This is a genomic window from Pseudomonas sp. SJZ080, assembly GCF_007828295.1.
GTDB classification, from domain to species: domain Bacteria; phylum Pseudomonadota; class Gammaproteobacteria; order Pseudomonadales; family Pseudomonadaceae; genus Aquipseudomonas; species Aquipseudomonas migulae_A.
On sequence record NZ_VIUK01000016.1, the window covers coordinates 39,042 to 62,581 of the forward strand.

26 protein-coding genes, 1 pseudogene and 1 riboswitch are annotated in these 23,540 nt (G+C 59.9%); of the genes and pseudogenes, 13 read left to right on the plus strand and 14 right to left on the minus strand.

Translation table 11 applies throughout. The features are described from left to right. Positions 1 to 147: 147 nt before the first annotated feature. Together FBY04_RS20175 and FBY04_RS20180 are read right to left on the minus strand one after the other, a co-directional pair. Positions 148 to 363 carry a TIGR02450 family Trp-rich protein gene (locus tag FBY04_RS20175; RefSeq protein ID WP_084320428.1) on the minus strand — a complete coding sequence of 72 codons (216 nt, stop codon included), beginning with the start codon at positions 361 to 363 and terminating at the stop codon, positions 148 to 150. Then, the gene (locus FBY04_RS20180; RefSeq protein WP_145316520.1) at positions 360 to 1,346 is read right to left on the minus strand and encodes an NAD(P)/FAD-dependent oxidoreductase; all 987 of its coding nucleotides are present in this window, start codon (positions 1,344 to 1,346) and stop codon (positions 360 to 362) included. Before FBY04_RS20180 ends, FBY04_RS20175 begins: the two co-directional genes overlap by 4 nt. Positions 1,347 to 1,542: 196 nt before the next feature. Between FBY04_RS20180 and FBY04_RS20185 the strand changes: the two genes are divergently transcribed. Beyond that, complete coding sequence (locus tag FBY04_RS20185; protein WP_145316522.1) at positions 1,543 to 2,445, plus strand: TIGR01777 family oxidoreductase; 903 nt, start codon at positions 1,543 to 1,545, stop codon at positions 2,443 to 2,445. A gap of 13 nt (positions 2,446 to 2,458) precedes the next feature. Further along, a complete protein-coding gene (gene hemH, locus FBY04_RS20190; protein WP_145316524.1) occupies positions 2,459 to 3,484 on the plus strand; it encodes a ferrochelatase in 1,026 nt (341 codons plus the stop codon). Positions 3,485 to 3,606: 122 nt separating this feature from the next. Here hemH and FBY04_RS20195 read toward each other — a convergent pair whose 3' ends face one another. Continuing rightward, on the minus strand, positions 3,607 to 4,881 hold the full coding sequence (locus FBY04_RS20195; RefSeq protein WP_084320432.1) for a uracil-xanthine permease family protein: 1,275 nt from the start codon (positions 4,879 to 4,881) through the stop codon (positions 3,607 to 3,609). A gap of 2 nt (positions 4,882 to 4,883) precedes the next feature. After that, positions 4,884 to 5,522: a uracil phosphoribosyltransferase gene (upp, locus tag FBY04_RS20200; protein ID WP_017340734.1), complete on the minus strand. Its 639-nt coding sequence runs from the start codon at positions 5,520 to 5,522 to the stop codon at positions 4,884 to 4,886. A 176-nt stretch (positions 5,523 to 5,698) separates the two neighbouring features. Between upp and FBY04_RS20205 the strand changes: the two genes are divergently transcribed. Together FBY04_RS20205 and FBY04_RS20210 are read left to right on the plus strand one after the other, a co-directional pair. Then, complete coding sequence (locus tag FBY04_RS20205; RefSeq protein WP_084320433.1) at positions 5,699 to 6,256, plus strand: hypoxanthine-guanine phosphoribosyltransferase; 558 nt, start codon at positions 5,699 to 5,701, stop codon at positions 6,254 to 6,256. Between the two features lie 3 nt (positions 6,257 to 6,259). Continuing rightward, positions 6,260 to 6,733 carry a WbuC family cupin fold metalloprotein gene (locus FBY04_RS20210; RefSeq protein ID WP_145316526.1) on the plus strand — a complete coding sequence of 158 codons (474 nt, stop codon included), beginning with the start codon at positions 6,260 to 6,262 and terminating at the stop codon, positions 6,731 to 6,733. Positions 6,734 to 6,740: 7 nt separating this feature from the next. Here the strand turns inward: FBY04_RS20210 and dauA are convergent, their stop codons facing one another. After that, the gene (gene dauA / locus FBY04_RS20215; RefSeq protein WP_145316528.1) at positions 6,741 to 8,462 is read right to left on the minus strand and encodes a C4-dicarboxylic acid transporter DauA; all 1,722 of its coding nucleotides are present in this window, start codon (positions 8,460 to 8,462) and stop codon (positions 6,741 to 6,743) included. A 150-nt stretch (positions 8,463 to 8,612) separates the two neighbouring features. Between dauA and FBY04_RS20220 the strand changes: the two genes are divergently transcribed. Together FBY04_RS20220 and FBY04_RS20225 are read left to right on the plus strand one after the other, a co-directional pair. Beyond that, positions 8,613 to 9,098 carry a hypothetical protein gene (locus FBY04_RS20220; protein WP_145316530.1) on the plus strand — a complete coding sequence of 162 codons (486 nt, stop codon included), beginning with the start codon at positions 8,613 to 8,615 and terminating at the stop codon, positions 9,096 to 9,098. A 63-nt stretch (positions 9,099 to 9,161) separates the two neighbouring features. Beyond that, positions 9,162 to 9,449, plus strand: a complete 288-nt coding sequence (locus FBY04_RS20225) for a PA4642 family protein (RefSeq protein WP_084320437.1) — start codon at positions 9,162 to 9,164, stop codon at positions 9,447 to 9,449. Between the two features lie 197 nt (positions 9,450 to 9,646). Here FBY04_RS20225 and mqo read toward each other — a convergent pair whose 3' ends face one another. Together mqo and FBY04_RS20235 are read right to left on the minus strand one after the other, a co-directional pair. Further along, complete coding sequence (gene mqo, locus FBY04_RS20230) at positions 9,647 to 11,155, minus strand: malate dehydrogenase (quinone) (RefSeq protein WP_084320438.1); 1,509 nt, start codon at positions 11,153 to 11,155, stop codon at positions 9,647 to 9,649. 737 nt (positions 11,156 to 11,892) lie between these two features. Continuing rightward, a complete protein-coding gene (locus tag FBY04_RS20235; RefSeq protein WP_084320439.1) occupies positions 11,893 to 12,126 on the minus strand; it encodes a hypothetical protein in 234 nt (77 codons plus the stop codon). Between the two features lie 206 nt (positions 12,127 to 12,332). Between FBY04_RS20235 and FBY04_RS20240 the strand changes: the two genes are divergently transcribed. Then, positions 12,333 to 12,917, plus strand: coding sequence for a YajG family lipoprotein (locus FBY04_RS20240; protein WP_084320440.1), 585 nt, complete (start codon positions 12,333 to 12,335; stop codon positions 12,915 to 12,917). A 191-nt stretch (positions 12,918 to 13,108) separates the two neighbouring features. On the opposite strand, the gene FBY04_RS20245 is transcribed toward FBY04_RS20240, so the two are convergent. Then, complete coding sequence (locus tag FBY04_RS20245; RefSeq protein ID WP_084320502.1) at positions 13,109 to 13,315, minus strand: hypothetical protein; 207 nt, start codon at positions 13,313 to 13,315, stop codon at positions 13,109 to 13,111. 195 nt (positions 13,316 to 13,510) lie between these two features. Here FBY04_RS20245 and FBY04_RS20250 point away from each other — a divergent pair, with 195 nt between their 5' ends. Further along, positions 13,511 to 13,789 carry a hypothetical protein gene (locus tag FBY04_RS20250; RefSeq protein ID WP_084320441.1) on the plus strand — a complete coding sequence of 93 codons (279 nt, stop codon included), beginning with the start codon at positions 13,511 to 13,513 and terminating at the stop codon, positions 13,787 to 13,789. A gap of 71 nt (positions 13,790 to 13,860) precedes the next feature. Here the strand turns inward: FBY04_RS20250 and FBY04_RS20255 are convergent, their stop codons facing one another. Continuing rightward, a complete protein-coding gene (locus FBY04_RS20255) occupies positions 13,861 to 15,024 on the minus strand; it encodes a 1-acyl-sn-glycerol-3-phosphate acyltransferase (RefSeq protein WP_178118300.1) in 1,164 nt (387 codons plus the stop codon). A 142-nt stretch (positions 15,025 to 15,166) separates the two neighbouring features. Here FBY04_RS20255 and FBY04_RS20260 point away from each other — a divergent pair, with 142 nt between their 5' ends. Genes FBY04_RS20260 through FBY04_RS20270 form a run of 3 tightly spaced genes read left to right on the plus strand, consistent with a single transcriptional unit; the run spans position 15,167 to position 16,280 of the window. Next, positions 15,167 to 15,349 carry a CPXCG motif-containing cysteine-rich protein gene (locus FBY04_RS20260; RefSeq protein WP_084320443.1) on the plus strand — a complete coding sequence of 61 codons (183 nt, stop codon included), beginning with the start codon at positions 15,167 to 15,169 and terminating at the stop codon, positions 15,347 to 15,349. A gap of 8 nt (positions 15,350 to 15,357) precedes the next feature. Beyond that, positions 15,358 to 15,621 (plus strand): putative signal transducing protein, encoded by a 264-nt coding sequence (locus FBY04_RS20265; RefSeq protein WP_084320444.1) that lies wholly within the window; start codon positions 15,358 to 15,360, stop codon positions 15,619 to 15,621. A 35-nt stretch (positions 15,622 to 15,656) separates the two neighbouring features. Further along, positions 15,657 to 16,280, plus strand: coding sequence for an SOS response-associated peptidase (locus FBY04_RS20270; protein WP_145316534.1), 624 nt, complete (start codon positions 15,657 to 15,659; stop codon positions 16,278 to 16,280). A gap of 97 nt (positions 16,281 to 16,377) precedes the next feature. Here the strand turns inward: FBY04_RS20270 and FBY04_RS33295 are convergent, their stop codons facing one another. Beyond that, complete coding sequence (locus FBY04_RS33295) at positions 16,378 to 17,220, minus strand: methyl-accepting chemotaxis protein (protein ID WP_371927835.1); 843 nt, start codon at positions 17,218 to 17,220, stop codon at positions 16,378 to 16,380. 12 nt (positions 17,221 to 17,232) lie between these two features. Next, a pseudogene (locus tag FBY04_RS33300) lies at positions 17,233 to 18,519 on the minus strand (HAMP domain-containing protein); the annotation flags it as partial. Positions 18,520 to 18,730: 211 nt separating this feature from the next. Here FBY04_RS33300 and FBY04_RS20280 point away from each other — a divergent pair. Next, positions 18,731 to 19,546, plus strand: a complete 816-nt coding sequence (locus FBY04_RS20280; RefSeq protein ID WP_145316538.1) for a M48 family metallopeptidase — start codon at positions 18,731 to 18,733, stop codon at positions 19,544 to 19,546. A 148-nt stretch (positions 19,547 to 19,694) separates the two neighbouring features. Here the strand turns inward: FBY04_RS20280 and FBY04_RS20285 are convergent, their stop codons facing one another. The 3 genes from FBY04_RS20285 to FBY04_RS20295 form a co-directional block, all read right to left on the minus strand. Then, positions 19,695 to 20,279: a TMEM165/GDT1 family protein gene (locus tag FBY04_RS20285; protein WP_145316540.1), complete on the minus strand. Its 585-nt coding sequence runs from the start codon at positions 20,277 to 20,279 to the stop codon at positions 19,695 to 19,697. An 89-nt stretch (positions 20,280 to 20,368) separates the two neighbouring features. Continuing rightward, a riboswitch (yybP-ykoY riboswitch) is annotated at positions 20,369 to 20,492 on the minus strand. 40 nt (positions 20,493 to 20,532) lie between these two features. After that, positions 20,533 to 21,531, minus strand: a complete 999-nt coding sequence (locus FBY04_RS20290; RefSeq protein ID WP_145316542.1) for a class I SAM-dependent methyltransferase — start codon at positions 21,529 to 21,531, stop codon at positions 20,533 to 20,535. 34 nt (positions 21,532 to 21,565) lie between these two features. Further along, positions 21,566 to 22,531: a 2-hydroxyacid dehydrogenase gene (locus FBY04_RS20295; RefSeq protein WP_084320450.1), complete on the minus strand. Its 966-nt coding sequence runs from the start codon at positions 22,529 to 22,531 to the stop codon at positions 21,566 to 21,568. Positions 22,532 to 22,773: 242 nt separating this feature from the next. Here FBY04_RS20295 and FBY04_RS20300 point away from each other — a divergent pair, with 242 nt between their 5' ends. Next, positions 22,774 to 23,403, plus strand: a complete 630-nt coding sequence (locus tag FBY04_RS20300) for a LysE family translocator (protein WP_084320451.1) — start codon at positions 22,774 to 22,776, stop codon at positions 23,401 to 23,403. Positions 23,404 to 23,540 lie beyond the last annotated feature (137 nt).

The following is a 23,540-nucleotide window of genomic DNA, read 5'->3' on the forward strand; positions in this document are numbered from 1 at the left end:
AGGTGTACAAGTCAAATTGTTTGTATAGGTTTTATGCCGCGCTGAAGAGCTCTTTGTAGGAGCCGGCTTGCTGGCGATGAATGATGACGGGGTATTCCTGAGAGATCGCGGCGTTTGGATCGCCCGCAAGCGGGCTCCTACAGGGGGCTATTTCCAGCCGGGGCTCCAGGCATCGCTGTTTTTCAGCGTTTGCCAGTCGAGCCGTTCGCTGCGCCGGGTCAGCACCGCCTGCAGTTCGACATCCAGCACCGTGCCTTCCTCGTCTCGGAACAACTCGGTCACCAGAAAGTGTTTTTCGCGGTTTTGCGGGTGGGCTGCTGTCCACTTCGACAGCAGCAATTTGCTCGGGTTGATACGGTTCACTGCAAGTGCGCATGCAGGCGGCGGGCAGCTTCCTGTCCGCTGAGCCAGGCACCTTCGACCCGACCGGACAGGCACCAGTCACCACACACATACAGGCCCAGGTCGGCGTCGGCCAGAACTCCCCATTCATGACTGCTGGCCGGGCGTGCGTAGAGCCAGCGATGAGCGAGGCTGAAGGTCGGGGCAGGCATTGAGTCATGCAGCAGTTCAGCAAATGCACCGTGCAATTGCTCGATCACCGCCTCCTTGGGCAGGTCGATGTGTTGCCGGCTCCAGGTACTGGTGGCATGCAGCACCCAAGTGTCCAGCGTATTGTCGCGCCCCGGTTTGCTGCGGTTGCGCGCCAGCCAGTCGAGTGGGCTGTCCTGCACGAAACAACCCTCCATGGGTGTGTCCAATGGCGTATCGAACGCCAGTGCGACGGCCCACGTCGGATCCATTTTTACCCCCGCGGCGGCCCCGGCGAGTTTGGGTGCGGAGGCCAGCAGTGCCGTCGCTTGAGGTGCCGGCGTGGCGATCACCACGTGGCCAAACGGACCATGAGTGAAACCTTCTGCGTCCTGCAGATGCCAATGCTCTTCACCGCGATAGACCTCGGTAATGCGGCAGGCGAAATGCACTTCCAGATCACCGAGCAGGCCGCGGGTGATGGCGCTCATGCGAGGTGTGCCGACCCAGCGAGTCTGTTCGTCCGGCGACAGGTTGAGCTGGCCGCCGTGGTAGGTGTAGAGCTGTGGTGCCCATTCGGCGACCCAGCCGTTGGCTTGCCAGCGCTGGACTTCAGTCACGAAGCGGCGATCGCGCGCAGTGAAATATTGCGCGCCCATGTCCAGGGCACCCGCATCGCTGCGCTTGCTCGACATGCGTCCGCCACTGCCGCGGCTTTTATCGAAAAGTTGAACGACATGCCCGGCTTCCGTCAGGGCCTGGGCGGCTGAGAGTCCGGCGATGCCGGTGCCGATGATTGCGATAGGTACAGTCATAGGGGCCTCGTTTACCTTTCTGTACAGACTACGCCGTGGATGAAACCTGTACAATATTGTTTTTTGGTATAACTTTTAGCGTTCTCGTTCTGACAGCTTGGCCTATTGTTAAACACAGAGCCTGCCCGATATCAAAGATCCCTGCTTATAAAAATAGACTAGTGATCAGGGTAAAACGCCACGCGAGGAAGATGTCATGCACATATTGCTGACCGGCGGTACTGGTTTGATAGGACGTCAACTCTGCCGACACTGGTTGAGCCAGGGATATCGCCTGACGGTCTTGAGTCGGTCACCTGGAAAAGTCGCAAAAATTTGCGGTGCACAGGTCCGCGGTATCGCCCTGTTTGAAGACCTCGGGCAAGAGCCGGTGGACGCGATTATCAACCTCGCGGGTGCGCCGATTGCCGACCGCTTGTGGACGTCCCGGCGCAAGGCCTTGCTCTGGAGCAGTCGCATCACACTGACCGAAACGATGTTGGCGTGGCTGGAAAGCCGTGAACAGAAACCGCAGGTGTTGATCTCGGGGTCTGCCATTGGCTGGTACGGTGACGGCGGCGAGCGCGAATTGACGGAAAAGTCTGCACCGGTCATTGATGATTTCGCCAGTCAGTTATGCATTGCCTGGGAGGAAACCGCGCAACGTGCCGAGGCCTTGGGCATGCGCGTGATCTTCGTTCGGACCGGGCTGGTGTTGTCGGCTGAGGGCGGCTTTTTGTCGCGGCTCTTGCTGCCGTTCAAACTGGGGCTGGGCGGGCCTTTGGGCAGTGGTCGGCAGTGGATGCCGTGGATCCATATCAAGGATCAAATCGCCTTGATCGATTTTCTTCTGCATCAGAAAAACGCCAGTGGTCCCTATAATGCCTGCGCGCCCAAACCGGTGCGCAATCGCGAATTTGCCAAGACGCTGGGCAGCGTGCTGCACCGTCCGGCGTTCATGCCCATGCCGGCCCTGGCATTGAAGGTGGGCCTGGGCGAGTTGTCATCGCTGTTGCTGGGTGGCCAGAAGGCTATGCCGGCGCGCTTGCTGGAAGCGGGTTTCATCTTCCAGTTCACTGACCTGCGTGCGGCGTTGGACGACTTGTCCAGCCGCCTCTGAAATAGGACGTTGCATGACCGATCACGCGTTGCTTCTGGTCAATCTGGGTTCACCTGCCTCCACGTCGGTGGCGGATGTACGCCGTTACCTCAATCAATTTCTGATGGACCCGTATGTGATCGACCTGCCCTGGCCGGTGCGGCGTTTGCTGGTGTCGCTGATTCTGATCAAGCGCCCGGAGCAGTCGGCCCACGCCTACGCCTCGATCTGGTGGGAGGAGGGCTCGCCGCTGGTGGTGCTCAGCCGTCGCTTGCAGCAGGCCATGACCACACAGTGGACACACGGGCCGGTAGAGCTGGCCATGCGTTACGGCGAGCCGTCGATTGAATCGAAACTGGTGCAGCTCGCTGCTCAGGGCCACAAGAAAATCACGCTCGCGCCGCTTTATCCACAGTTCGCCGACAGCACCGTGACTACGGTGATCGAGGAAGCCAGGCGGGTGGTCCGCGAGAAACAGCTGGATGTGCAGTTTTCGATTCTCCAGCCGTTCTACGATCAGCCTGAGTACCTCGATGCGTTGGTGACCAGCGCCAAACCCTATCTTGAACAGGATCATGACCACCTGCTGCTGAGCTTCCATGGTTTGCCGGAGCGGCATCTGACCAAGATCGATCCAACGGGCCACCATTGTTTTCAAAGCGAAAATTGCTGCCAGAATGCTTCACCCGAAGTGTTGGCCACGTGCTACCGCGCCCAATGTTTGCGCACAGCTTCCGAGTTTGCCAAACGCATGGGCTTGCCGGACGGCAAATGGTCAGTGTCGTTTCAGTCGAGGTTGGGTCGGGCGAAATGGATCGAACCCTACACCGAAGCGCGCCTTGATGAGTTGGCGGGAATGGGCGTCAGGAAGGTGCTGGTGATGTGCCCGGCGTTCGTTGCCGATTGCATCGAGACGCTGGAAGAGATTGGTGATCGCGGCAAAGAGCAGTTCCGCGAAGCGGGGGGCGAGGAGTTGGTGCTGGTGCCATGCCTCAACGATGACCCGCAGTGGGCCAAGGCGTTAGCCACATTGTGCGAACGAGCGCCGTTGGCGCTGTAAAAGCATCGCCAGCAAGCCGGCTCCGACAGGATCGAGTCGTTCCACATTCATGTGACCGACATAAAACCTGTAGGCGCCGGCTTGCTGGCGATGGCGTCTGAAGCAGCAACAAAGCCCTTGGCTTATATCAGCGGCTCATTCGCCTTCTTGTGCTTCCAGCTGTCATTGCCCGGCAGCAACAGGTTCAGCGCAATCGCTACCACCGCGCACAGTGCGATGCCTTTGAGGCCGAAGTCGTCCGGACCGGTGCCGGTGCCGACCAGCACACCGCCAATCCCGAACACCAGCGTCACCGAGACAATCACCAGATTGCGCGCTTCGCCCAGGTCGATCTTGTGGCGAATCAGGGTGTTCATCCCCACCGCAGCAATCGAACCGAACAACAGGCACAGAATCCCGCCCATCACCGGCACCGGAATACTTTGCAGCAACGCGCCGAACTTGCCGATGAACGCCAGGCTGATGGCGAAGATCGCCGCCCAGGTCATGATTTTCGGGTTGTAGTTCTTGGTTAGCATCACCGCGCCCGTCACTTCGGCGTACGTGGTGTTGGGCGGACCGCCGAACAAACCGGCGGCGGTGGTGGCGATGCCATCACCGAGCAGCGTGCGGTGCAGGCCGGGTTTTTTCAGGTAGTCGCGACCGGTCACGCTACCGACGGCGATCACGCCGCCGATGTGTTCGATGGCCGGGGCCAATGCCACCGGAACAATGAACAGAATCGCCTGCCAGTTGAATTCCGGCGCGGTGAAGTTCGGGATCGCGAACCACGGTGCAGCGGCAATCTTCGCGGTATCGACCACGCCGAAGTAGAACGCCATGGCAAATCCGACCAGCACGCCGGAGATGATCGGCACCAGGCGGAAAATGCCTTTGCCGAACACCGCGACGATCAGTGTCGTCAGCAACGCCGGCATCGAGATCAGCATGGCTGTCTGGTAATGAATCAGCTCGCTACCGTCGCCAGCCTTGCCCATCGCCATGTTGGCGGCAATCGGCGCCATGGCCAGACCGATGGAAATGATCACCGGACCAATCACCACCGGTGGCAGCAAACGGTCGATGAAACCGGTGCCTTTGATCTTCACGGCGAGGCCGAGGAAGGTGTAGACGAAACCGGCCGCCATCACGCCGCCCATGGTCGCCGCAAGACCGAACTGGCCTTTGGCGAGAATGATGGGGGTGATGAAGGCGAAGCTCGACGCCAGGAACACCGGCACCTGACGCCCGGTGACGATCTGGAACAGAATCGTCCCCAGACCCGCCGTGAACAGCGCCACGTTCGGGTCGAGGCCGGTAATCAGCGGCATTAATACCAGCGCGCCAAAGGCCACGAACAGCATCTGCGCACCCGACAGCACCGTGCGCCAGAGCGGATCGTTGAACTCTTGCTGCATGCTCAAGCGTCCTTCTGCTTGGTGCCGAAGATCTTGTCGCCGGCATCGCCCAGGCCCGGGATTATGTAACCGTGCTCGTTCAGTTTCTCGTCAATGGAAGCGGTGTAGATGGTCACGTCCGGGTGAGCCTTCTCCACGGCGGCGATGCCTTCCGGCGCGGCGACCAGCACCATGGCGCGGATGTCGCGGCAACCGGCCTTTTTCAGCAGGTCGATGGTGGCGACCATGGAGCTGCCGGTGGCGAGCATCGGGTCGATGATCATCGCCAGGCGTTCGTTGATTTCCGGAACCAGTTTCTCCAGGTAGGTGTGGGCCTGCAGCGTTTCTTCGTTGCGGGCCACGCCCACGGCGCTGACCTTGGCGCCCGGGATCAGGCTGAGCACGCCTTCGAGCATGCCGATGCCGGCACGCAGGATCGGCACCACGGTAATCTTCTTGCCGGCGATTTTTTCGACCGACACAGTGCCGCACCAACCTTCTATGTCGTAGGATTCCAGCGGCAGGTCTTTAGTGGCTTCATAGGTCAGCAGGGCACCGACTTCCTGAGCGAGCTCGCGGAAATTCTTGGTGCTGATGTCTGCGCGGCGCATCAGGCCGAGTTTGTGGCGGATCAGCGGATGGCGGATCTCGAGGATGGGCATGGGAAAGGCTCCGGCGGCGGGCAAAAAAACCGGCCTAGATTAATCTATCCGAGGGTGTTGTCCTATAGACATAGAGTACGTTAGTCCACAAACGCTTGATCTGGCCTCGCTTGATGCGTACCTTTGCCCGCTTTTCCTGAACCGTCCCTCCCCCTCAAATCCCCCTGGAGAGCGCCATGTCCGCTGATCTCGAGCATATCCGTCAAATCATGCGAGAGGCTGACTGCCTGTACACCGAAGCTGAAGTCGAGGCGGCCATCGCCCGCGTCGGTGCACACATCAACGAACAACTGGCTGACACAAATCCGGTGGTGTTCTGTGTGATGAACGGTGGCCTGATTTTCGCCGGCAAGCTGCTCACCCACCTGCATTTCCCGCTGGAAGCGTCCTACCTGCACGCCACCCGCTATCGCAACGAAACCAGCGGCGGCGACCTGTTCTGGAAAGCCAAGCCTGAAGTGTCGTTCATCGACCGCGACGTGCTGATCATCGACGACATTCTCGACGAAGGTCACACCCTGGGCGCGATCATCGACTTCTGCAAACACGCCGGCGCGCGCAAAGTGCACACCGCCGTGCTGATCGACAAGGACCACGACCGCAAGGCTCGCCCGGACCTGAAAGCCGATTTCGTCGGCCTGCCGTGCATCGACCGTTACATCTTCGGTTACGGCATGGACTACAAAGGCTACTGGCGTAATGCCAACGGAATTTTTGCCGTCAAAGGGATGTAAGCAATGAGCGCGCCGAGCTTTCTTGATCAAGCCTTGTTCAATGAATTGGCCGGCCAGGCGGCGGCAAATCCACGTGGACGTCAGCATCACAACTTCCATCAGATGGAAGAGGCTTGCCATCGCATGGCGGTGGGTCTGCAGCCGTCCACGTACATTCCGCCTCACCGGCATCTGGGGGACAACAAGGCTGAAACCTTGTTGGTCCTCAAAGGGCGGCTTGGTCTGCTGATTTTCGATGAGGCCGGCGCGGTGGTGCGCAAGCAGATCCTGCAGGCCGGTGGCGACTGTGTGGGTGTCGACCTGCCAACCGGTGTGTTCCATGGCTTGGTGGTGCTGGAAGCCGATAGCTTGATGTTCGAGTGCAAGGCCGGCCCTTATCGCCCAGTTGGCGAAGGTGAGCTGGCTGATTGGGCGCCGCGTGAAGGCGAGCCGGGTGTCGCCGAGTATCAAGCCTGGATGCGCGCTCAGTTCGCCTGAGGCGCGCTCAGTTTTTCCCGGCCAGCCAGCGTTCGCTTTTGCGACGAGCCTGTTCCAGGTTGTTCACGTAGGCCAACTGACGCTGCTCACGATGGATGCCCGCGCGTCTGAGCTTCAGGCGCACCCGTGGGGTGGTCGCCACCAGAATCAGGCCAATGCCGTCCGTGCGGTAATCCCTCAGGATATTGTCGAAGGCCGCCAGCGCCGTCATGTCCAGCATGGGCACCGCGCTCATCTCGACGATCACTACTTTGACCTCCGGACTGAATTTGCGCAGCACCCCCAAGGCTTTTTCGGCCGCGCCGAAGAACAGCGGCCCGCGTATCGCATAGCACCGAACATGCTCCGGCATCTCCTGCAAGGCTTGATGGTAGCCGCGTGGCAGTTCGGCGGTATCCGTCAGATCGCTCATGCGCTTGATAAATAACCCGGCGGCCAGCAGCAGGCCGACGCCGACGGCCATCACCATATCGAATAACACCGTCAGGCTCAGGCAGGTCAGCAAGACCAGCACATCGCTGCGGGGCGCGATGCGCAGGGTATGCAGCACGTGCCGGGCTTCGCTCATGTTCCACGCCACCATGACCAGCAATGCTGCCAGTGCAGCCATCGGCAGGTAGCTGAAAAGCGGTGCGAGGACCAGTATCGCCATCAGCACCACCGCGCTGTGAATAATGGCCGCCAATGGCGAAAAGGCCCCGCTGCGCACATTCGTGGCACTACGGGCAATGGCCGCCGTGGCGGTAATGCCGCCGAACAACGGTGCGATCAGATTGCCCAGGCCCTGGCCCAGCAGTTCTGCGTTGGGCTCGTGTTTGCTGCCGGTCATGCCATCCGCCACCACCGCACACAACAAGGATTCGATGGCGCCGAGCATGGCAATGGCGAACGCTGGCGCCATTAATTGACGGATCAAGTCGTAGGACAGGTGCAGCGGCTGGCCGTCGGGGCCGGGTAGATTCCACGGCCAATCGAAGCTCGGCAGGAACGGCGGAATGCCGGGATGGCTGACGCCCTCGACCATATAGCTGAAACGCTCACCCAATGTCGCCACCGCCAGCCCGCCGTGCTCCAGCGCCAACCCCAGGAGTGCGCCGATGGTCAGCGCCACCAAATGCCCCGGAATCCTCGGCACCCACCGTGGCCAGACAATCAGAATGGCCAGGCAGGCGATGCCGATAATTCCGTCCCCCAGATTAGCGCTGGGCAACGCGAGAATCAGTACACCCAGCTGCTCGATGTAGTGTTCTGCCTGGCCGGCGGTGTTCAGGCCCAGCAAATCCTTCAATTGCAGGGTGGCAATGACAATGCCGATCCCGGCGGTAAAGCCCAGGGTGACCGGATACGGAATGTACTGAATCAACCGCCCGGCTCGAATCAGCCCCAGGGCAATGAGGATGACGCCGGCAAGCATGGTGCAGAGGAGCAGGCCGCCCAATCCATATTGTTGGGTGATGGGCAGCAGAATGACCACGAACGCGGCAGTAGGCCCACTGACATTGAAACGCGAACCGCCGGTCAGGGCGATCAGGGGCGCGGCGATCAGTACCGTATACAACCCTTGCTGGGGCGGTACACCGACGGCAATCGCCAGGGCCATGGCCAATGGGATGGCGATAATCCCCACCGTCACCCCGGCACTGATGTCGCCGCGCAAGCGTCTGAGGGTGTAGCCGGCGTGCCAGGTTTGACGCCAGGCGGCGAATAACGGGGGAACGGAGAACGACATAAGCACTCCACAGTAGACGGTGCACCGTTATCGACGGCTGAAAGCTCTTCCAGTATGGCCAGCTTGGTATCGCGAAGTATTGACCCATATCGCTAATTCGCACGGTTGATCCTCGTGCTAGAGTGCTCGGCTTCGCCCTGGGAGCCTGTCATGAGCCGTTTGATCCGCTGCTGCGCCGCCCTGTTGCTGACCTTCAGCCTGCCCCTGGCCGCCGCGCCGGCGCCGATGCATGCGCAGTTTCTGCCGCCGGACGACCTGACCCTGCGTGATGTCGAACCCGAGCAGCAACAACTGCTGCAGGTCACCGAATATTCGGTAGTGGTCGGCAGTCAGCGCCAGTCCACCCAACAGCCGATCCCGGTAACGTCTCCGCTGCTGATCCGCCTCAAGGGCAAACCCTTGAACAAGGGTGCGAGCATCAATCAGGTGCTGGTCAACTTCGATGGCGAAAGCAAAAGCCTGAAAAAGCCGATCTACGACGACAAGAGCAAAACCCTGACGCTGTTTTATCCGATGGCGCAGTACCGCGTGGTGATCGACTTGTTGCGCAATGAGACGGTGTATTGCCAGTTCCTCAGCTACGCCAATGGTCATGTCTGGGCTGACCTGCACACCGGGGCCGTTCGTCCGCGTTGAGCCCGGCGGCCAGTGAGGGGTAAACTGCCCGCCCCGTGAAATGTCTGCGAGCTGGAGTCGGCAATGCGTAAAGATAAGAAGCAAGTGATTGGTGACGAGATCGGCGATGAGCAGATCAAGTTGTTTCTCGATTTCGAACCGGTCGACGCCACTTCGCCGTCCCTGCACAAACTGATCAAGGCTTACCGTGGCCTGCGCATCGACGATTTCGAGCGGTTTCTGACGTTCTTTGTTGAAGCTGGCCTGGATTTGAACGGCAAGGATGAGCACGGCAATGACTTTGTGACCCTGATCAAGGATCAGCGCAACGCGGCCGAGTACATCGAGCTGATCGACAAGGCTCGCGGTTAAGGCCCTTTCATCCGACGAAAAAAAGCCGCCTTTGTAGGAGCCGGCTTGCTGGCGATGGCATCACCTCGGTGTTATCTGACATACCGAATTGATGCCATCGCCAGCAAGCCGGCTCCTGCAAAATTGGATTCGTCGTGAAGCAGGCATAAAAAACGCCCCGCTCTCAATGAGAACGGGGCGTTTTTTATGCGCGACGATCAAGCGTAGCTTGGGGTCTCGCTGCTTTCTTCAACCAGTTCCAGCGCGATGTTGTTCTGCGTGTTGATCTTGCGATACAGCGCAGCATCGGTTTCCAGAACCTTTTCACGGGCCGGGAAGATTTCCGCCAGTTTGGCCGCCCACTCGCCGGACGCTTTGGCCGGGAAGCATTTCTCGATCAGCTCCAGCATGATCGAAACGGTCACCGAAGCGCCTGGCGAAGCGCCGAGCAGTGCAGCAAGGGAACCGTCCTTGGCCGCGACCAGTTCGGTACCGAACTGCAGGACGCCGCCCTTTTTCGGGTCTTTCTTGATGATTTGAACCCGTTGGCCGGCCACTTCCAGGCGCCAGTCTTCGGCTTTCGCCTCAGGGTAGAAGCGACGCAGGGACTCCAGGCGCTGCTCCATCGACTGCATCACTTCGCTGACCAGGTACTTGGTCAGGTCCATGTTGTTTTTCGCCACGGCCAGCATCGGGCCGATGTTGCCGGCGCGAACCGACATCGGCAGGTCCATGAAGGAACCGTGCTTGAGGAACTTGGTGGTGAAGCCGGCATACGGTCCGAACAGCAGGGACTTCTTGCCATCGACGACGCGGGTGTCCAGGTGCGGCACGGACATCGGCGGCGAGCCCACGGCGGCCTGGCTATAGACCTTGGCCTGGTGGTGTTTGACCACTTCCGGGTTGTCGCAACGCAGCCATTGGCCACTGATCGGGAAACCGCCGAAGCCTTTGCTCTCTTCGATGCCCGAAGCCTGCAACAGCGGCAATGCCGCGCCGCCCGCGCCGAGGAAGACGAATTTGGCGTCGACTTCACGGGTGTTGCCGCTGTTGACGTCCTTGATGCTGACGGTCCAGCCGCCGTTGTTGCGCTTCAGGCCGGTGACGCGCTTGCAGTACTTGACCTGGGCATCGGGTGCGCTGGTCAGGTGCTTGAGCAATTGGTTGGTCAACGCGCCGAAGTTGACGTCGGTGCCGTTCATCACGCGGGTGGCAGCGATGACTTCGTCAGCCGGACGACCAGGCATCATCAATGGCATCCAGTCCGCCATTTTTGCCTTGTCTTCGGTGTACTCCATATCGGAGAAGGCGTGGTGCTTGCTCAGCACCTTGAAGCGCTCCTTGAGGAAGGACACGCCACTGTCACCTTGCACGAAGCTCAGGTGCGGCACCGGGCTGATGAAGGACTTGCACGAACCGAAGGTGCCTTTTTTGGTCAGGTACGACCAGAACTGCTTCGACACCTCGAACTGGGTGTTGATGTGCACGGCTTTCTTGATGTCGACGGTGCCGTCGGCAGCCTGCGGCGTGTAATTGAGCTCACACAGCCCGGCGTGACCGGTACCGGCGTTGTTCCACGGGTTCGAACTCTCCGCAGCACCGGAATCCATCAGCTCGACGACTTCCAGCTTGATCGCGGGGTCGAGCTCTTTGAGCAGTACTGCGAGGGTGGCACTCATGATGCCGGCCCCAACCAGTACTACGTCGACTGCTTCGTTATGCGCCATTTAACGCGTCTCCAAAATCTGCAGCACCAAATTGTCGGCATGGCTGCCAGGCGTTCCGGGGCGTATCAGTGGGCCCAAGGTAACCATGGCAGTATCGCCATGTCCGAATCTTCGCAATTTATCGCAACTTCGACGGAGGCTACCGACCGGGTGAATGAGGTCTATGAACTCATTTCAACGCGCGACTGGCAATTCGACTTATGGTCGAGACTTCCGTTTGTGCAACCAAATCCGTAGCGGACAGGCTTCAGGCTCCGGTGTTCGAGGAATACTCGGTCCTGTGTCGTTGGGCTGTTCCAGACGCTAATGGTGCATATTCAGACGCAAAACTATTCATTTGCTCGCCACACTCTTGTGAAGTTGTGAAAACCCGTTTTTTTCACGCTCTTTTGAAGACGTGAACCTCAAAAAAGGGCTGCCCCAGCCTGGCACCGTGCCCGGATGGATTGCCGTCATGGGATACATGACAGGCAAAACGGGCAAACAGCTCAGTGACCGAGCGTAATGACAGCTCTGCAGATTCGCGAAAAGTGGGGGTTTTGCTCAAGGAACAGCAAGCGCGCCAGCTTCACTCGATCTGTGTGGGCGGCTCTCTGTGGGCGGTGCGGGGGTGCCAATACCGAAGCATTGACGATGCTGCGAGGCCCGATCAGGAGACGTCCTTATAATCGGGGGGAGATTGTATCTAAGAAACGCAGGGAAATGGACGTGTTTAATGACTTTTATTAGGCGTCTGGTCAGGTGGCCAACAGCTGCTGCGCCCGCGCACGCGGTCGGTGCTGGCTGACACGGGCACTGGCGGGCAGGGGATGGTGCAGCCAGTTGAGGCGGATTTCTTCGATTTCGACCCAGCCATCGCCCATCGGCTGCAGGCTGCACTGCTTGAATGCCTGGCAATGACCATTGCGGTCGAGCAGGGCGAAGCAGCGATGCAATGGGCGTGGCGCGAACAGCGAGATCAGGTAGCGCATGGCAAAGTACCTTGAAGGGGTGACTGCCGAGAAGGTTGTCAGAGCGCCGTGACATGCACGTGTATGGGCGGTGACATCTGTGTGACAGGAACCGGCTTCCCAAGGGTTTGTCAGACATTTCAGTATTCACTGCGAGGCGCTGGTTACCCGCAGTGGCCCACCGCTATACTGCCGGCCTGTTTGTGCCTGATTCTGGAGAGAAGAGCATGTTGCAACGCCTGTTGTTCGGTTTGATCACTGTGACCAGTTTGACCCTGGTTGGCTGCGCCCACAGCCCGCAACAACTGAACCCGGAGCCGAAGCTGACGGCTCAGCTGGCGCCGGTCGGCCATGGTCAGCCAGTGGTGGTGCGTGTGGTGGACGGTCGTCCGTCGCCAACCCTGGGCACCCGTGGCGGTCTGTATCCGGAGACCAGTGCGATCACGGTCCAGGGCGCGCAGATCCTGCCGAAGTTGCAGGCCCAGGCCGAAGCGGCCGTGCGCTTGCTGGGCTTTACCCCGACATCCAATGCGATGAACGCACCGCAACTGACGGTGACACTGGCCGAGCTGAAGTATCAATCGCCGAAAGAAGGCATGTACGTGACCGAGGCGACCATTGGCGCGACCTTCCGCTCCGATGTACAGAACGCCAACCGCCGCTACAGCGGTCGTTACGGCGCGTCGCTGGATCAGCGCTTCGGCATGGCGCCGAATCAGGAAACCAACACCAAGCTGGTCAGCGATGTGTTGAGTGACGCGTTGACGCGTCTGTTCAAGGACCCGACCGTGGGTCAGATTCTCGGCGAGTAAGTTTTCGCTGACATCAAAAAGCCCGGCACCAGTGATGGCGCCGGGCTTTTTTGTGCCGCTGATTTTTTGGATATACCCATCCCCCTGTGGGAGCGGGCTTGCTCGCGAAGGCGGAGTGTCAGTCAACATCAATGAAGCTGACCCACCGCTTTCGCGAGCAAGCCCGCTCCCACAGCGGATCAGCGGTGTTGTCACGCGGCCTGCGAATAAAAATCCAGCACACTCACGCCCGTCAACAAATCCGTCTCCGGCAAATCCGCATGTTGATGCCCGCCCAGTGCGCAATACACCAGCCAATGGCGATCCTGAACGTTGAAGGCAAGGCTGCCGACTAAGGCTTGTTGTTCGTCGCTTTGAGCGATGAGGTAGAGGCGATCCTGGTTTTCGGCGTGCAGCATGACGGTTTCCATGTCGGTTTCGATGGGCCGAGAGACTGGCGCATTCAGATGACGAAGCCGTGACGCAGGGCAGGAATCTGCCAGATGGCGAGTTATTTGTCGTAAAACGGCGGGCAGGAGGGACGGCTTTCGGTAGAATCCGCGCCGCGGTCGTCGGTCCGGCGTTCGCCACACCTGTTTTGACTGAGGTTTGTGATGTCGCTGCATTTGATGACGCTGTTTACCGCCCATCCCGCCAAATTGATCAACCTGCTCGCCTTGCTGTTTGCCTTCCCGGGCAGTTGGTTGCTGCATGCAACGCGTCGCCGCGAACAACGCGCGCAGGCCAGTCTGGCAGCGCAGCGTCAGAGCCGTCCCAGTGAAGAGCCCGTGCTGGATTGGGCGACCTTGCGCATGAACCGGTTTTTCTATCGTTTCGGTTTTGCCTGCCTGGGGGTGGCGTTGCTGGTGTCGTGGATCAGCACTCGCGTTTGATCCCTTGAAGCAAAAAATCGTCCGAACGCGGCCCGAGCCTTCGGACGATCTTTTGATCTTGCTGTAAAAACCTACAGCGGCAACCCGGCTTTCACGCGGTACTGATTCCGCACCGGCGTGGCGTATTGCAGCACCAGGAACGGGCGATGTTCTTCCGGGCAAGCGTCCAGACGCCGTTGCCATTCTTCCTGGGCCTTCGCCAGTTCGTCGGCCGCAAACACTTCAGCCGCTTTCGGCACCTGCAACTGCGGATCAGCGTCCTTCCACTGTGCGTATGCCAGATAGTGCACCGGGAACAAGCGGTAGCCGCCGAGGATCTGCCTGTCAATTTCGATCGCCAATTGCTTGGTGTCTTCGTAGAGCTCGGTGATCGGCGCGGCGAAGTTCACGTGGACGCGGCCCTTGTAGCCGGTGATGCCCTTGGCGATGCTCACATCGTCCTCGCCCGGCACTTTGGTGTAGCTGCCGGTGGTGGCGCGAATGTAGAGCTCACGCGCCTTGGCCTGGTCGCACGGATCATATTCGTAGCTGATCGAAACCGGGGTGACGTTCAGCGAGCGGATGACTTCGCCGAACGGCTCATCCTTGCGGCTCATGTGGAACATCTTGAGGATCGCCGACTCGGTGCGGTCGTCGCCGTCCTTGGCCCGGCCTTCGGCCTGAGCGATCCAGATCGAGGCGCAATCGTTGCGGATCGAGTGGTTGATGTAGGCGGACAGCAGTTGATATGCCGCCATTTTTTCCCGGCGACCAGTGATCGAGCGGTGCACGATGAAGCTCTTGTTCAGGCGCATCAGGTCGCTGACGAAGGGTTTCTGCAGCAGGTTGTCGCCAATCGCTATGCGCGGTGTCGGCAGGCCGGCGTGGTACACGGCATAGTTGACGAAGGCCGGGTCCATCACGATGTCGCGGTGGTTGGCGATGAACAGGTAAGCGCTGCCGGACTTGAATTGCTCGACGCCGGTGTACGTCACACCGTCCGTGGCGCGCTCGATGGTGTGGTCAACGTACACCTCGACTTTGTCCTGCAACGTCGCTACCGAATGGACACCGGCGAACTCACGGCGCAGCCGATGGGCTATAAGGGGTTTGAGCATCCAGCCGAAGGCACCGGCATAACGCGGGAAGCGGAAGTGGATGAGGATATCTAGAAACGCCTTGTCGCCGAGCAGCCGGTTCAGTACCGCTGGGACTTCGCTGTCGTCGTAAGGTCGGATGGCATCGAATTCGCCCATCATGCTCTCTTGTTAGAAACGGCTAGGGTAAGTAAAGGTTTTGATCGAAAACCAACGGGGCACGGTCTGAAAAGGTAGCCAGACAAAAATAGCCCTGCAAATAGACCGGCGATTATACGCACAAGTCACCCGGGAGACCGCGATGCTGGAAACCGAGCGCTACGAATGTCCGTATTGTGGTGAAGAGGTCGAGACGACTGTGGATTTATCGGCAGGCGATCAGACCTATATCGAGGACTGTCAGGTGTGTTGTCGGCCCATTACGTTTGTGTTGCAGGTTCATGGAGAGGAATGGCATCTCGAAGTGTTCAGCGAGAATGAGTGAGGGCGTCCATGCAGCGAATCTACGAGCCGGAAAACCTGATGGAGGGCGAGTTGCTGCAAGGCATGCTGGCCAGCGAGGGCATCGAAGCGCATCTGGTGGGCCGGGATCTGGTGGGCGGCACGGGCGAATTGCCGATTTTCGGCTTGCTCGGGTTGGCGGTGGATAACGACCAGGCCGAATACGCCCGCGAGTTGATCACCGCGTACAATGCAGCGCTGCCAATGCCCGGCGATGAACAACCGGACAGCTTTCCCGGCACGCTGGTCTGTTAGGCTGACGTTCGTTTTATCAAGAGTCGTGTTGCCCCATGTGTGGACGTTATGCCCTGTTTCGCTGGAACCCCGCCTTCGCGGCCCTGCCTGGCTTTCCCGCCGACCAGCAGGCCCAGTGGAATATTTCCCCAAACGATTCGGTATTGATGCTGCGTGCCGGTGCCGACAGCCAGCGAGAGTTGGCCCGCGCGCGCTGGGGTTTGACGCCGCCGTGGCTGACCGATCTGTCCCGCACGCCGGCCCATGCCCGGGCCGAAACCGTGGCTGAGCAACCGATGTTCCGTCAGGCCCTGCGCGAGCGCCGGTGCCTGCTGCCGGCCAACGGTTTTTACGAGTGGCGCGGCACGACGCGCAAGCGGCCTTACTGGCTGACGCCGGGGGAGGGCTCGACGCTGTATTTTGCGGCGATCTGGGAAGCGTATCCGGTGCAGGAGCAGGTGTGGTTGAGCACGGCAGTGATCACGCAACCGGCGGCGAGTCAGCGTCGGCCGTTGATTCTGGATGCGGCGGGGCAGCAGGCATGGCTCGATCCCGAGACGCCTTTGCATGTGTTGCAGGGGTTGCTGGCCAGTGAGCCCGCTGCGTTGCGCGAGCGGGTGTTGGCGAATCTGGTGAATGATCCGAAGTTGAATGGGCCAGAGTGTTTGACCCCCGGTTGATGCGTTGTTTGTACCGGCCCCTTCGCGAGCAAGCCCGCTCCCACAATCGAATGCGATCAACTGTGGGAGCGGGCTTGCTCGCGATGGGGCCTCTGGATCACACCTTGAACTGATTGATCAACCGCCGCTGCTGTTCCGCCAGCTTGGTCAGGTCCGCACTCGCCGCACTGGACTCATCCGCGCCACCGGCCACTTCATTGGCCACCTGTCCGATGTTGATCACGTTACGGTTGATGTCATCCGCCACCGCGCTCTGCTCTTCGGCCGCGCTGGCAATCTGCGTGTTCATGTCGTTGATCACCGACACCGCCTGAGTGATCGCATCCAGCGCTTCAGCCGCTTTCGCCGCATGTTGCACGCTTTCATCGGTACGGTTCTGGCTGTCCTCCATCACCCGCACCACATCGCGCGTGCCTTGTTGCAGCTGCTGGATCATGGTCTGGATTTCTTCGGTGGCCTGCTGGGTTTTCTGCGCCAGGTTGCGCACTTCATCCGCCACCACTGCAAAGCCACGGCCCTGTTCGCCGGCGCGTGCCGCTTCGATGGCCGCGTTCAAGGCCAGCAGGTTGGTCTGCTCGGCAATCCCGCGAATGGCCGTGAGGATCGCGTTGATGTTCTCGCTGTCCTTGGCCAGGTTTTGCACCACGCCCACAGCCTTGCCGATTTCCACCGCCAGCACACCGATCGAATTCGAGGTGTCGCGCACGATCTGTTTGCCCTGCGCCGCCGCCTGATCCGCATGGCTGGCCGCTTGCGCTGCCTGGGTCGCGTTGCGCGCCACGTCTTGGGCCGTGGCGGTCATTTCATGCACCGCCGTGGCAACCTGATCGATCTCGACCATTTGTTTCTGCACGCCAATATTGGTGCGAATGGCGATGTCAGCGGTGTGTTCCGACGAATCGCTGACGCTCTGCACCGACGTCACGACCTGAGTGATCATCGCCTGCAACTTGGCGAGGAAGGTATTGAAGCCTTTGGCGATCGAGCCCAATTCGTCGGCGCGATCACTGGTCAGGCGGCGCGTCAGGTCGCCTTCGCCTTTGGCAATGTCGTCGAGCATGGCGACCATCTGTTTAAGCGGCCGGGCAATGCCATGGCCCACCAGCCAGATTACCAGCAAGCCGATGCCGGCAATCAGCAGGCCTACCATGGCCATGCCGAAGGTGTCGGATTTGCGCTGTGTGTCGAGGTCGGCCTGGAGTTTTTGCAGGTCGGCCATCACTGCGTTAAGCGGCAGTTGCAGCATCAGGGTCCAGCGCGCGTCGGTCTGGCCGATGCCGAATGGCAGATACAATTCGATCCGGCCTTGGGCCTTGTCGACGGTGTAAGTGACTTCGCCGCGCTTGAGATTGGCCATGTTGGCGATCTGTTGGCTGTCGAGGATGTCGCTGACCTTCTCGCCGAATTTGCTCGGGTCTTTGGTGTAGGCCACGATCCGGCCGTTGCCGCCGATCAGCGCCATGACACCCGAGCCGTTGTACAGCTTCTGGTTCGCGCCCAGGAGCATTTCCTGGATGAAGTTCACCGACAGGTCGGCGCCGACGATGCCCTGGAAGGCGCCGTCGAGCATGATCGGTTCGATAAAGGAGGCGAGCATGACGATCTTGTCGCCGACCTTGTAGGGCGCCGGATCGATCACACAGGATTTTTTGGTTTCTTTCGAGCACAGGTAGTACTCGCTGGCGCGCACGCCGGTGGACAGGGTTTTCTGGTCGTCGACGTCCACCAGTTTGTCCAGGCCCAGCGTGCCGTCTTCGTTGCGGAACCACCATGGCAGGAAGCGGCCGTTGCTGGCGTCGATCCCTACCACCTTGGTGCCGACGTAGGCCGCATCGTTGTGGTCGAGTGCGTCTTTTTCCCAGCCGATGTAAGTGCCGAGGATTTTCGGGTTTTTGGCGACGTTTTCCTTGATCAGGCTGATCAATTGCTCACGGCTCAGGCTCAACTGTGGTTGGCCGTCTGCACCCGGCGTGCCGATCAGGGCGTTGACCCGCACCAGTCCGCCGGCAATCAGCAGGGGCGCTTCAAGTTCGCGCTGGATCTGGCTGACCTGGGTTTGCGCCAGGGACGTCAGGCGCTGTTCGATGACTTGCTCGAATTGCGTCTGGGTCCGCTCTTGAACCATTTCTTGGGTCCGGGCACCGGAAAACAGGGCGTATAGCACCAGCGCGGCGACTACGCTGAGAACGATGGCACCGGCGAGGGCCGCCACGGAAAACTGAATCGACTTGAATTTCATAGGTGCTCCGCACGCAAGAGGACATCTGCGGTGCTGTATCGGCAGGGGGTTCGAGGGCCATGAGCGAGGCAGGGTGAAATGGCAATTTTGGAGTGGTGGATGTCGCTATCAGGCAGGTACCGAACCTTTGTGCAGTCAGGCAGTCAGTGCAGTATGAATTTTTTGATACTACCGTCTCTCGATCGGGTGGCGGATTAAAGGGAGTGTCTTGATGAACAAGTCTCTGGTTGCGTGCATGTTGGGCTCGGCGCTGTTGCTCAATGGCTGCGAAACCGTAAACACGACCAGCGCGGGTGAGGTCGGCGTCGTTCGCCAGCAAAGGATGACCACGTTGCTCTCGAGTGAGCAGGTCAATCAAGCGTATGCGCAGGACTACCAGCAGACTCTGGGCGACGCGAGCAGCAAAAACATCCTCGACAAAACCAGTGCTGAGGCCAAACGTGTTCAGGCGATTGCCGATCGACTGATCGCCCAGGCGCCGACGTTTCGCCCGGATGCCGCGCAATGGAAATGGGAGGTAAACCTGATCAAGAGTGATGACCTCAACGCCAACTGCGGTCCTGGCGGGAAAGTGATTGTGTTCACCGGTTTGATTGATAAGCTAAAACTGACCGACGACGAGTTGGCCGCGGTAATGGGTCATGAAATCGCCCATGCCTTGCGTGAGCACGGTCGTGAGGCGTTATCCAAATCCCATGGTTGGAGTATCGCCAAGGAAGTGGCGATTGCGGCAGGCGCGCCGGCATCGATTGTGGCGGTCGGGAATAACGGCGTGAATCTGTTGATGACCTTGCCTAATAGCCGCACCAATGAAAACGAGGCAGACCTGATCGGTCTGGAGCTGGCGGCTCGCGCCGGTTTCAACCCGAATGCAGCACTGACCTTGTGGGACAAAATGAGCAAGGCGGATGAAGGCGCACCGCCGGAATTCCTCAGTACGCACCCGTCTTCGAGTAGCCGGACAGCGGCGTTGCAGGCGGCGATTCCGAAGGTGATGCCTCTGTACGAGAAAGCGCCTAAATCCTGATAGGTATGCGTTGAATCCGCTGACGCCTTCGCGGGCAAGCCCGCTCCCACAAATTTTGTGCCGTACACAAATGATGTGATCGACCGAAAACCTGTGGGAGCGGGCTTGCCCGCGATGAACGATTACGCGGAGTTACTGACTTACCGCTTTAAACCCACCCACTGCTCTGCATCGCCTTGTACACCGCGACAATCGCCAGGATGAAGAACGCCGAAGCCGCCAGGCGACGGATCAACGTCAGGGGCAGTTTGTCCGCCGCAAAGTTACCTGCCAACACCACTGGCACGTTGGCAATCAACATGCCCAAGGTGGTGCCGATGATCACCAGCCACAATTCCGGATATTGCGCGGCAAGCATCACGGTCGCGATCTGAGTCTTGTCGCCGATTTCCGCGAGGAAGAACGCAATCAGCGTCGTCAGGAACGGCCCGAACTTGCGGGCGGTGCTGGCTTCATCCTCATCCATCTTGTCCGGCACCAGGGTCCACAACGCCGTCGCGGTGAAGCTCGCGGCGAGAATCCAGTGCAACATCGCATCCGAGAAGAAACTTCCGACCCAGGCGCCTACCGCACCGGCTGCAGCGTGGTTGGCCAAGGTGGCGGCGACGATGCCGGCGATGATCGGCCATGGTTTGCGAAAGCGGGCAGCGAGAATGAGCGCGAGCAGTTGCGTCTTGTCGCCGATTTCGGCCAAGGCAACGATTGCGGTGGGAACGAGAAGTGAATCCAGCATCAGGGTTTTCCTAAGGGGCGGGTCGACACGGCTATGACACGTACAGCCTTCCCGCCCCGGGTAAGGTGTTCGTGTCATAGGTCTTGTCAAACCCTGGCGATCCGTCTGATGCGGACGCTTGGGTCGCATACGCCATGGTCTGAGGACCAAGTATGTTGACGTATGCCGGACGAGCATGGCGCTCGTGGGAGACTACTCCCCTAGGACGGAGCGGATTCTGCCTAGCCAAATCCGATTGGGCAAGAACAAATTTCTAACCGCGCTTGGCTCGATAAATTCTGAAGCCCTGTCCTTCAGCCTTGATCGCACACACGCCAAGGTGCTCTTCGATCAGTGGCTGATACTTCAGGAAACTGTTCGCAACCAGGCGCAGTTCGCCACCGTTTTTCAGATGTTTGGCCGCTTTTCGCAGCAAGTTCTCGGTAGCGAAATAGTCGGTGTGTACACCGACATGGAACGGCGGATTGCTCAGGATCGCACTCAAACCCATCGGCGCCGCATCGATGCCATCACCGGTAATCACCTCGGCTTCCAGACCGTTGGCAGCCAGGGTCAAGCGACTGCTGGCGGCGGCAAACGCATCCACGTCGAGCAGCGTGACCTGATTGTGCGGATAACGACGCTTGACCGCTGCACCCAATACACCCGCGCCACAGCCGAAATCCAGTAAATGGCCGCTTGGCAATTTGTCGAGATGCTCCAGCAGCAACGCACTGCCGCGATCCAGGCGACCGTGGCTGAACACGCCCGGCAGGCTGATGACTTTCAGCGGACCTTCGGCCAGCGGCAACTCATAGGTCTGAGCCAGGCTTTCCAACGATTTGGCCGCTGGCGCATCGGCCACTGTGACCTGCCAGAGCTGGCAGTGACGCGCGCTGTCGAGCTTGCGTGGTTTGCCGAACGGGTTCAGTTGTTTGGCTGCGCCTTCGATACCGCTGCGTTTTTCACCCACCAGATACAGCTCGCGACCGGCCAGGCGTGAGGCGAGGGCGTTGAGGATGTAGTCGGTAAGGTCCTTGGACTTGGGCAGAAACACCACCGCAGTGTCGAACTCGCGCTCGGGCGCGGTCACGCCGAAGTGGCTGCGCTCGGAGAAACGAGCGTCCAGCGCAGTCTGGTCGCCGGCGTGCCAGCACCAGCCATGGGCGTCGGGCAGGCGCCCGAGCAAATCATCGGCGGGCAAACCGGCCAGCAACACCGAACCCTGGAATAACTCGGCCTGACGAAGCAGTACTTCACTGCGCGGATCCATACTCTGCTCCTGTGAGAAAAAGTGCCGCAGTTTATCAACTGACGACCCGCAGTGCCTTACCGCTGAAGTATCCCTGAGCGTTTTCGGTCAATTGGCCAACGATCCGCTGCCGCGCCTCGCGACTGCCCCAGGCGTTGTGCGGTGTGACGATCAAACGTGGAATGTCGGCGGCGAGTAGCGGGTTGCCGGCGGTTGGCGGTTCGACGCTCAGCACGTCGGTGGCGGCCCCGCCCAGGTGGCCGTTGCGCAAGGCATCGGCCAGCGCCTGTTCGTCGATCAAGCCACCACGGGCGGTGTTGACCACGAAAGCACCCGGTTTCATCGACGCCAGTTCCCGGGCGCCGATGAAGTGACGAGTGTGTTCGTTTAACGGGCAGTGCAGGGTCAGTGCATCAATCTGCGGCAGCAATTCATTTAGCGGCAAACGATCCGGCCGGGCAGGGCGCCCCGGAATCTGCCCGAGCAACACGCGCATGCCGAAGGCTTCGGCCAGCCGTGCGACCGCGCCACCCAGCTCGCCGTGACCGAGCAAGCCGAGGGTTTTGCCTTCCAGTTCGACGATCGGGTAGTCCAGCAGGCAGAACTGTTTCGCTTGCTGCCAGCGACCTTCGCCGACCGCTTTCTGATAATCGGCTAGGCGCGTCGCCAGGTTGAGCAGCAACATGATCGTGTGCTGCGCCACCGACGGCGTGCCGTAACCCTGGCAGTTGCAGACGGTAACGCCGTGGGCGCGGGCGGCAGCGAGATCGACGTTGTTGGTGCCGGTGGCGGTGATCAGGATCAGCTTCAGCTCGGGGCTGGCGGCAATGGCTGCGGCGTCGATCAGGATTTTGTTACTGATGGCGACGGTCGCGCCTTTGAGACGGTCGATGACCTGTTCGGGCATGGTCTGCGCGAACAGCTGCAAATCGTCGAAGCAATCACGCAATGGACTGAGGTCCAGATCGCCGAGGTCCAGCGAGGGATGGTCGAGGAAAACGGCGCGGCGAGGGTTCGTCATCAACTGTACCTTTTGTGCATTGAATTGAAGGCGTAATCTGCCGAGCCTACCAGATAGAAACAAATGGTTACTCATAGCCAGGCCAGGCGCCGAACCTGTGGGAGCGGGCTTGCTCGCGAAAGCGATGCGTCAGCCAGCATCATTGTTAACTGACACACCGCTTTCGCGAGCAAGCCCGCTCCCACAGGGGGGATGTCAGCCTGTAAGTTTCAATTCGACCGTTCAGCCCCAAAGGAGCCTTCATGTACTGGACAGAGTTCTTGACCGTTGCCCTCATCCATTTGCTGGCCGTGGCCAGCCCCGGCCCGGACTTTGCCGTGGTGGTGCGTGAGAGTGTGACCCACGGTCGTCGCGCCGGCACGTGGACCGCGCTGGGCGTCGGCACGGCGATTTTCCTGCATGTCGGTTATTCGCTGCTCGGCATCGGCCTGATCGTGTCCCAGTCGATCATGCTGTTCAACGCCTTGAAATGGGCGGCCGCCGCTTACCTGTTGTACATCGGCTTCAAGGCCCTGCGTGCACAACCGGCCAAACCGGTGGCTGATGACCTGCACAAGGAAGCCGGCGAGCGCACGGCTCGCGGCGCCTTCACCTCGGGTTTCGTGACCAACGGTCTGAACCCCAAAGCCACACTGTTCTTCCTGTCGTTGTTCACCGTGGTGATCAATCCGCACACACCGCTGGCCGTGCAGGCGGGTTACGGGATTTACCTCGCCGTGGCAACCGCCGTCTGGTTCTGCCTGGTGGCGATGCTGTTCAGTCAGCAACGCGTGCGCGCCGGTTTCGCCCGCATGGGCCACTGGTTCGACCGGACCATGGGCGCGGTGCTGATCGCCATCGGCGTGAAGCTCGCGTTCACAGAAATGCATTGATCTTTGTAGGAGCCGGTTTGCTGGCGATGACATCGCCGCGGTCTGTCAGATAGACCTTGGCGTTTCTATCGCCAGCAAGCCGGCTCCTACAGGTCTGGATTGCGGTTCGATGCTGGCGCAACGCTAGCATTTGCTGA

What these genes read in the sequence shown, in the direction of transcription:
- FBY04_RS20205 (WP_084320433.1), top strand. Translation starts at nt 5,699, where the DNA reads ATGTCCGCTGATCTCGAGCATATCCGTCAAATCATGCGAGAGGCTGAC.
- FBY04_RS20300 (WP_084320451.1), top strand. Translation starts at nt 22,774, where the DNA reads ATGTACTGGACAGAGTTCTTGACCGTTGCCCTCATCCATTTGCTGGCC.
- FBY04_RS20255 (WP_178118300.1), bottom strand. Translation starts at nt 15,024, where the DNA reads ATGGGCGAATTCGATGCCATCCGACCTTACGACGACAGCGAAGTCCCA.
- FBY04_RS20280 (WP_145316538.1), top strand. Translation starts at nt 18,731, where the DNA reads ATGAACAAGTCTCTGGTTGCGTGCATGTTGGGCTCGGCGCTGTTGCTC.
- FBY04_RS20195 (WP_084320432.1), bottom strand. Translation starts at nt 4,881, where the DNA reads ATGCAGCAAGAGTTCAACGATCCGCTCTGGCGCACGGTGCTGTCGGGT.
- FBY04_RS20180 (WP_145316520.1), bottom strand. Translation starts at nt 1,346, where the DNA reads ATGACTGTACCTATCGCAATCATCGGCACCGGCATCGCCGGACTCTCA.
- FBY04_RS20285 (WP_145316540.1), bottom strand. Translation starts at nt 20,279, where the DNA reads ATGCTGGATTCACTTCTCGTTCCCACCGCAATCGTTGCCTTGGCCGAA.
- FBY04_RS20290 (WP_145316542.1), bottom strand. Translation starts at nt 21,531, where the DNA reads ATGGATCCGCGCAGTGAAGTACTGCTTCGTCAGGCCGAGTTATTCCAG.
- FBY04_RS20270 (WP_145316534.1), top strand. Translation starts at nt 15,657, where the DNA reads ATGTGTGGACGTTATGCCCTGTTTCGCTGGAACCCCGCCTTCGCGGCC.
- FBY04_RS20235 (WP_084320439.1), bottom strand. Translation starts at nt 12,126, where the DNA reads ATGCGCTACCTGATCTCGCTGTTCGCGCCACGCCCATTGCATCGCTGC.
- FBY04_RS20185 (WP_145316522.1), top strand. Translation starts at nt 1,543, where the DNA reads ATGCACATATTGCTGACCGGCGGTACTGGTTTGATAGGACGTCAACTC.
- FBY04_RS20225 (WP_084320437.1), top strand. Translation starts at nt 9,162, where the DNA reads ATGCGTAAAGATAAGAAGCAAGTGATTGGTGACGAGATCGGCGATGAG.
- dauA (WP_145316528.1), bottom strand. Translation starts at nt 8,462, where the DNA reads ATGTCGTTCTCCGTTCCCCCGTTATTCGCCGCCTGGCGTCAAACCTGG.
- FBY04_RS20210 (WP_145316526.1), top strand. Translation starts at nt 6,260, where the DNA reads ATGAGCGCGCCGAGCTTTCTTGATCAAGCCTTGTTCAATGAATTGGCC.
- hemH (WP_145316524.1), top strand. Translation starts at nt 2,459, where the DNA reads ATGACCGATCACGCGTTGCTTCTGGTCAATCTGGGTTCACCTGCCTCC.
- FBY04_RS20240 (WP_084320440.1), top strand. Translation starts at nt 12,333, where the DNA reads ATGTTGCAACGCCTGTTGTTCGGTTTGATCACTGTGACCAGTTTGACC.
- FBY04_RS20250 (WP_084320441.1), top strand. Translation starts at nt 13,511, where the DNA reads ATGTCGCTGCATTTGATGACGCTGTTTACCGCCCATCCCGCCAAATTG.
- FBY04_RS20260 (WP_084320443.1), top strand. Translation starts at nt 15,167, where the DNA reads ATGCTGGAAACCGAGCGCTACGAATGTCCGTATTGTGGTGAAGAGGTC.
- FBY04_RS20295 (WP_084320450.1), bottom strand. Translation starts at nt 22,531, where the DNA reads ATGACGAACCCTCGCCGCGCCGTTTTCCTCGACCATCCCTCGCTGGAC.
- upp (WP_017340734.1), bottom strand. Translation starts at nt 5,522, where the DNA reads ATGCCCATCCTCGAGATCCGCCATCCGCTGATCCGCCACAAACTCGGC.
- FBY04_RS20265 (WP_084320444.1), top strand. Translation starts at nt 15,358, where the DNA reads ATGCAGCGAATCTACGAGCCGGAAAACCTGATGGAGGGCGAGTTGCTG.
- FBY04_RS20245 (WP_084320502.1), bottom strand. Translation starts at nt 13,315, where the DNA reads ATGCTGCACGCCGAAAACCAGGATCGCCTCTACCTCATCGCTCAAAGC.
- mqo (WP_084320438.1), bottom strand. Translation starts at nt 11,155, where the DNA reads ATGGCGCATAACGAAGCAGTCGACGTAGTACTGGTTGGGGCCGGCATC.
- FBY04_RS33295 (WP_371927835.1), bottom strand. Translation starts at nt 17,220, where the DNA reads ATGATCACTCAGGTCGTGACGTCGGTGCAGAGCGTCAGCGATTCGTCG.
- FBY04_RS20220 (WP_145316530.1), top strand. Translation starts at nt 8,613, where the DNA reads ATGAGCCGTTTGATCCGCTGCTGCGCCGCCCTGTTGCTGACCTTCAGC.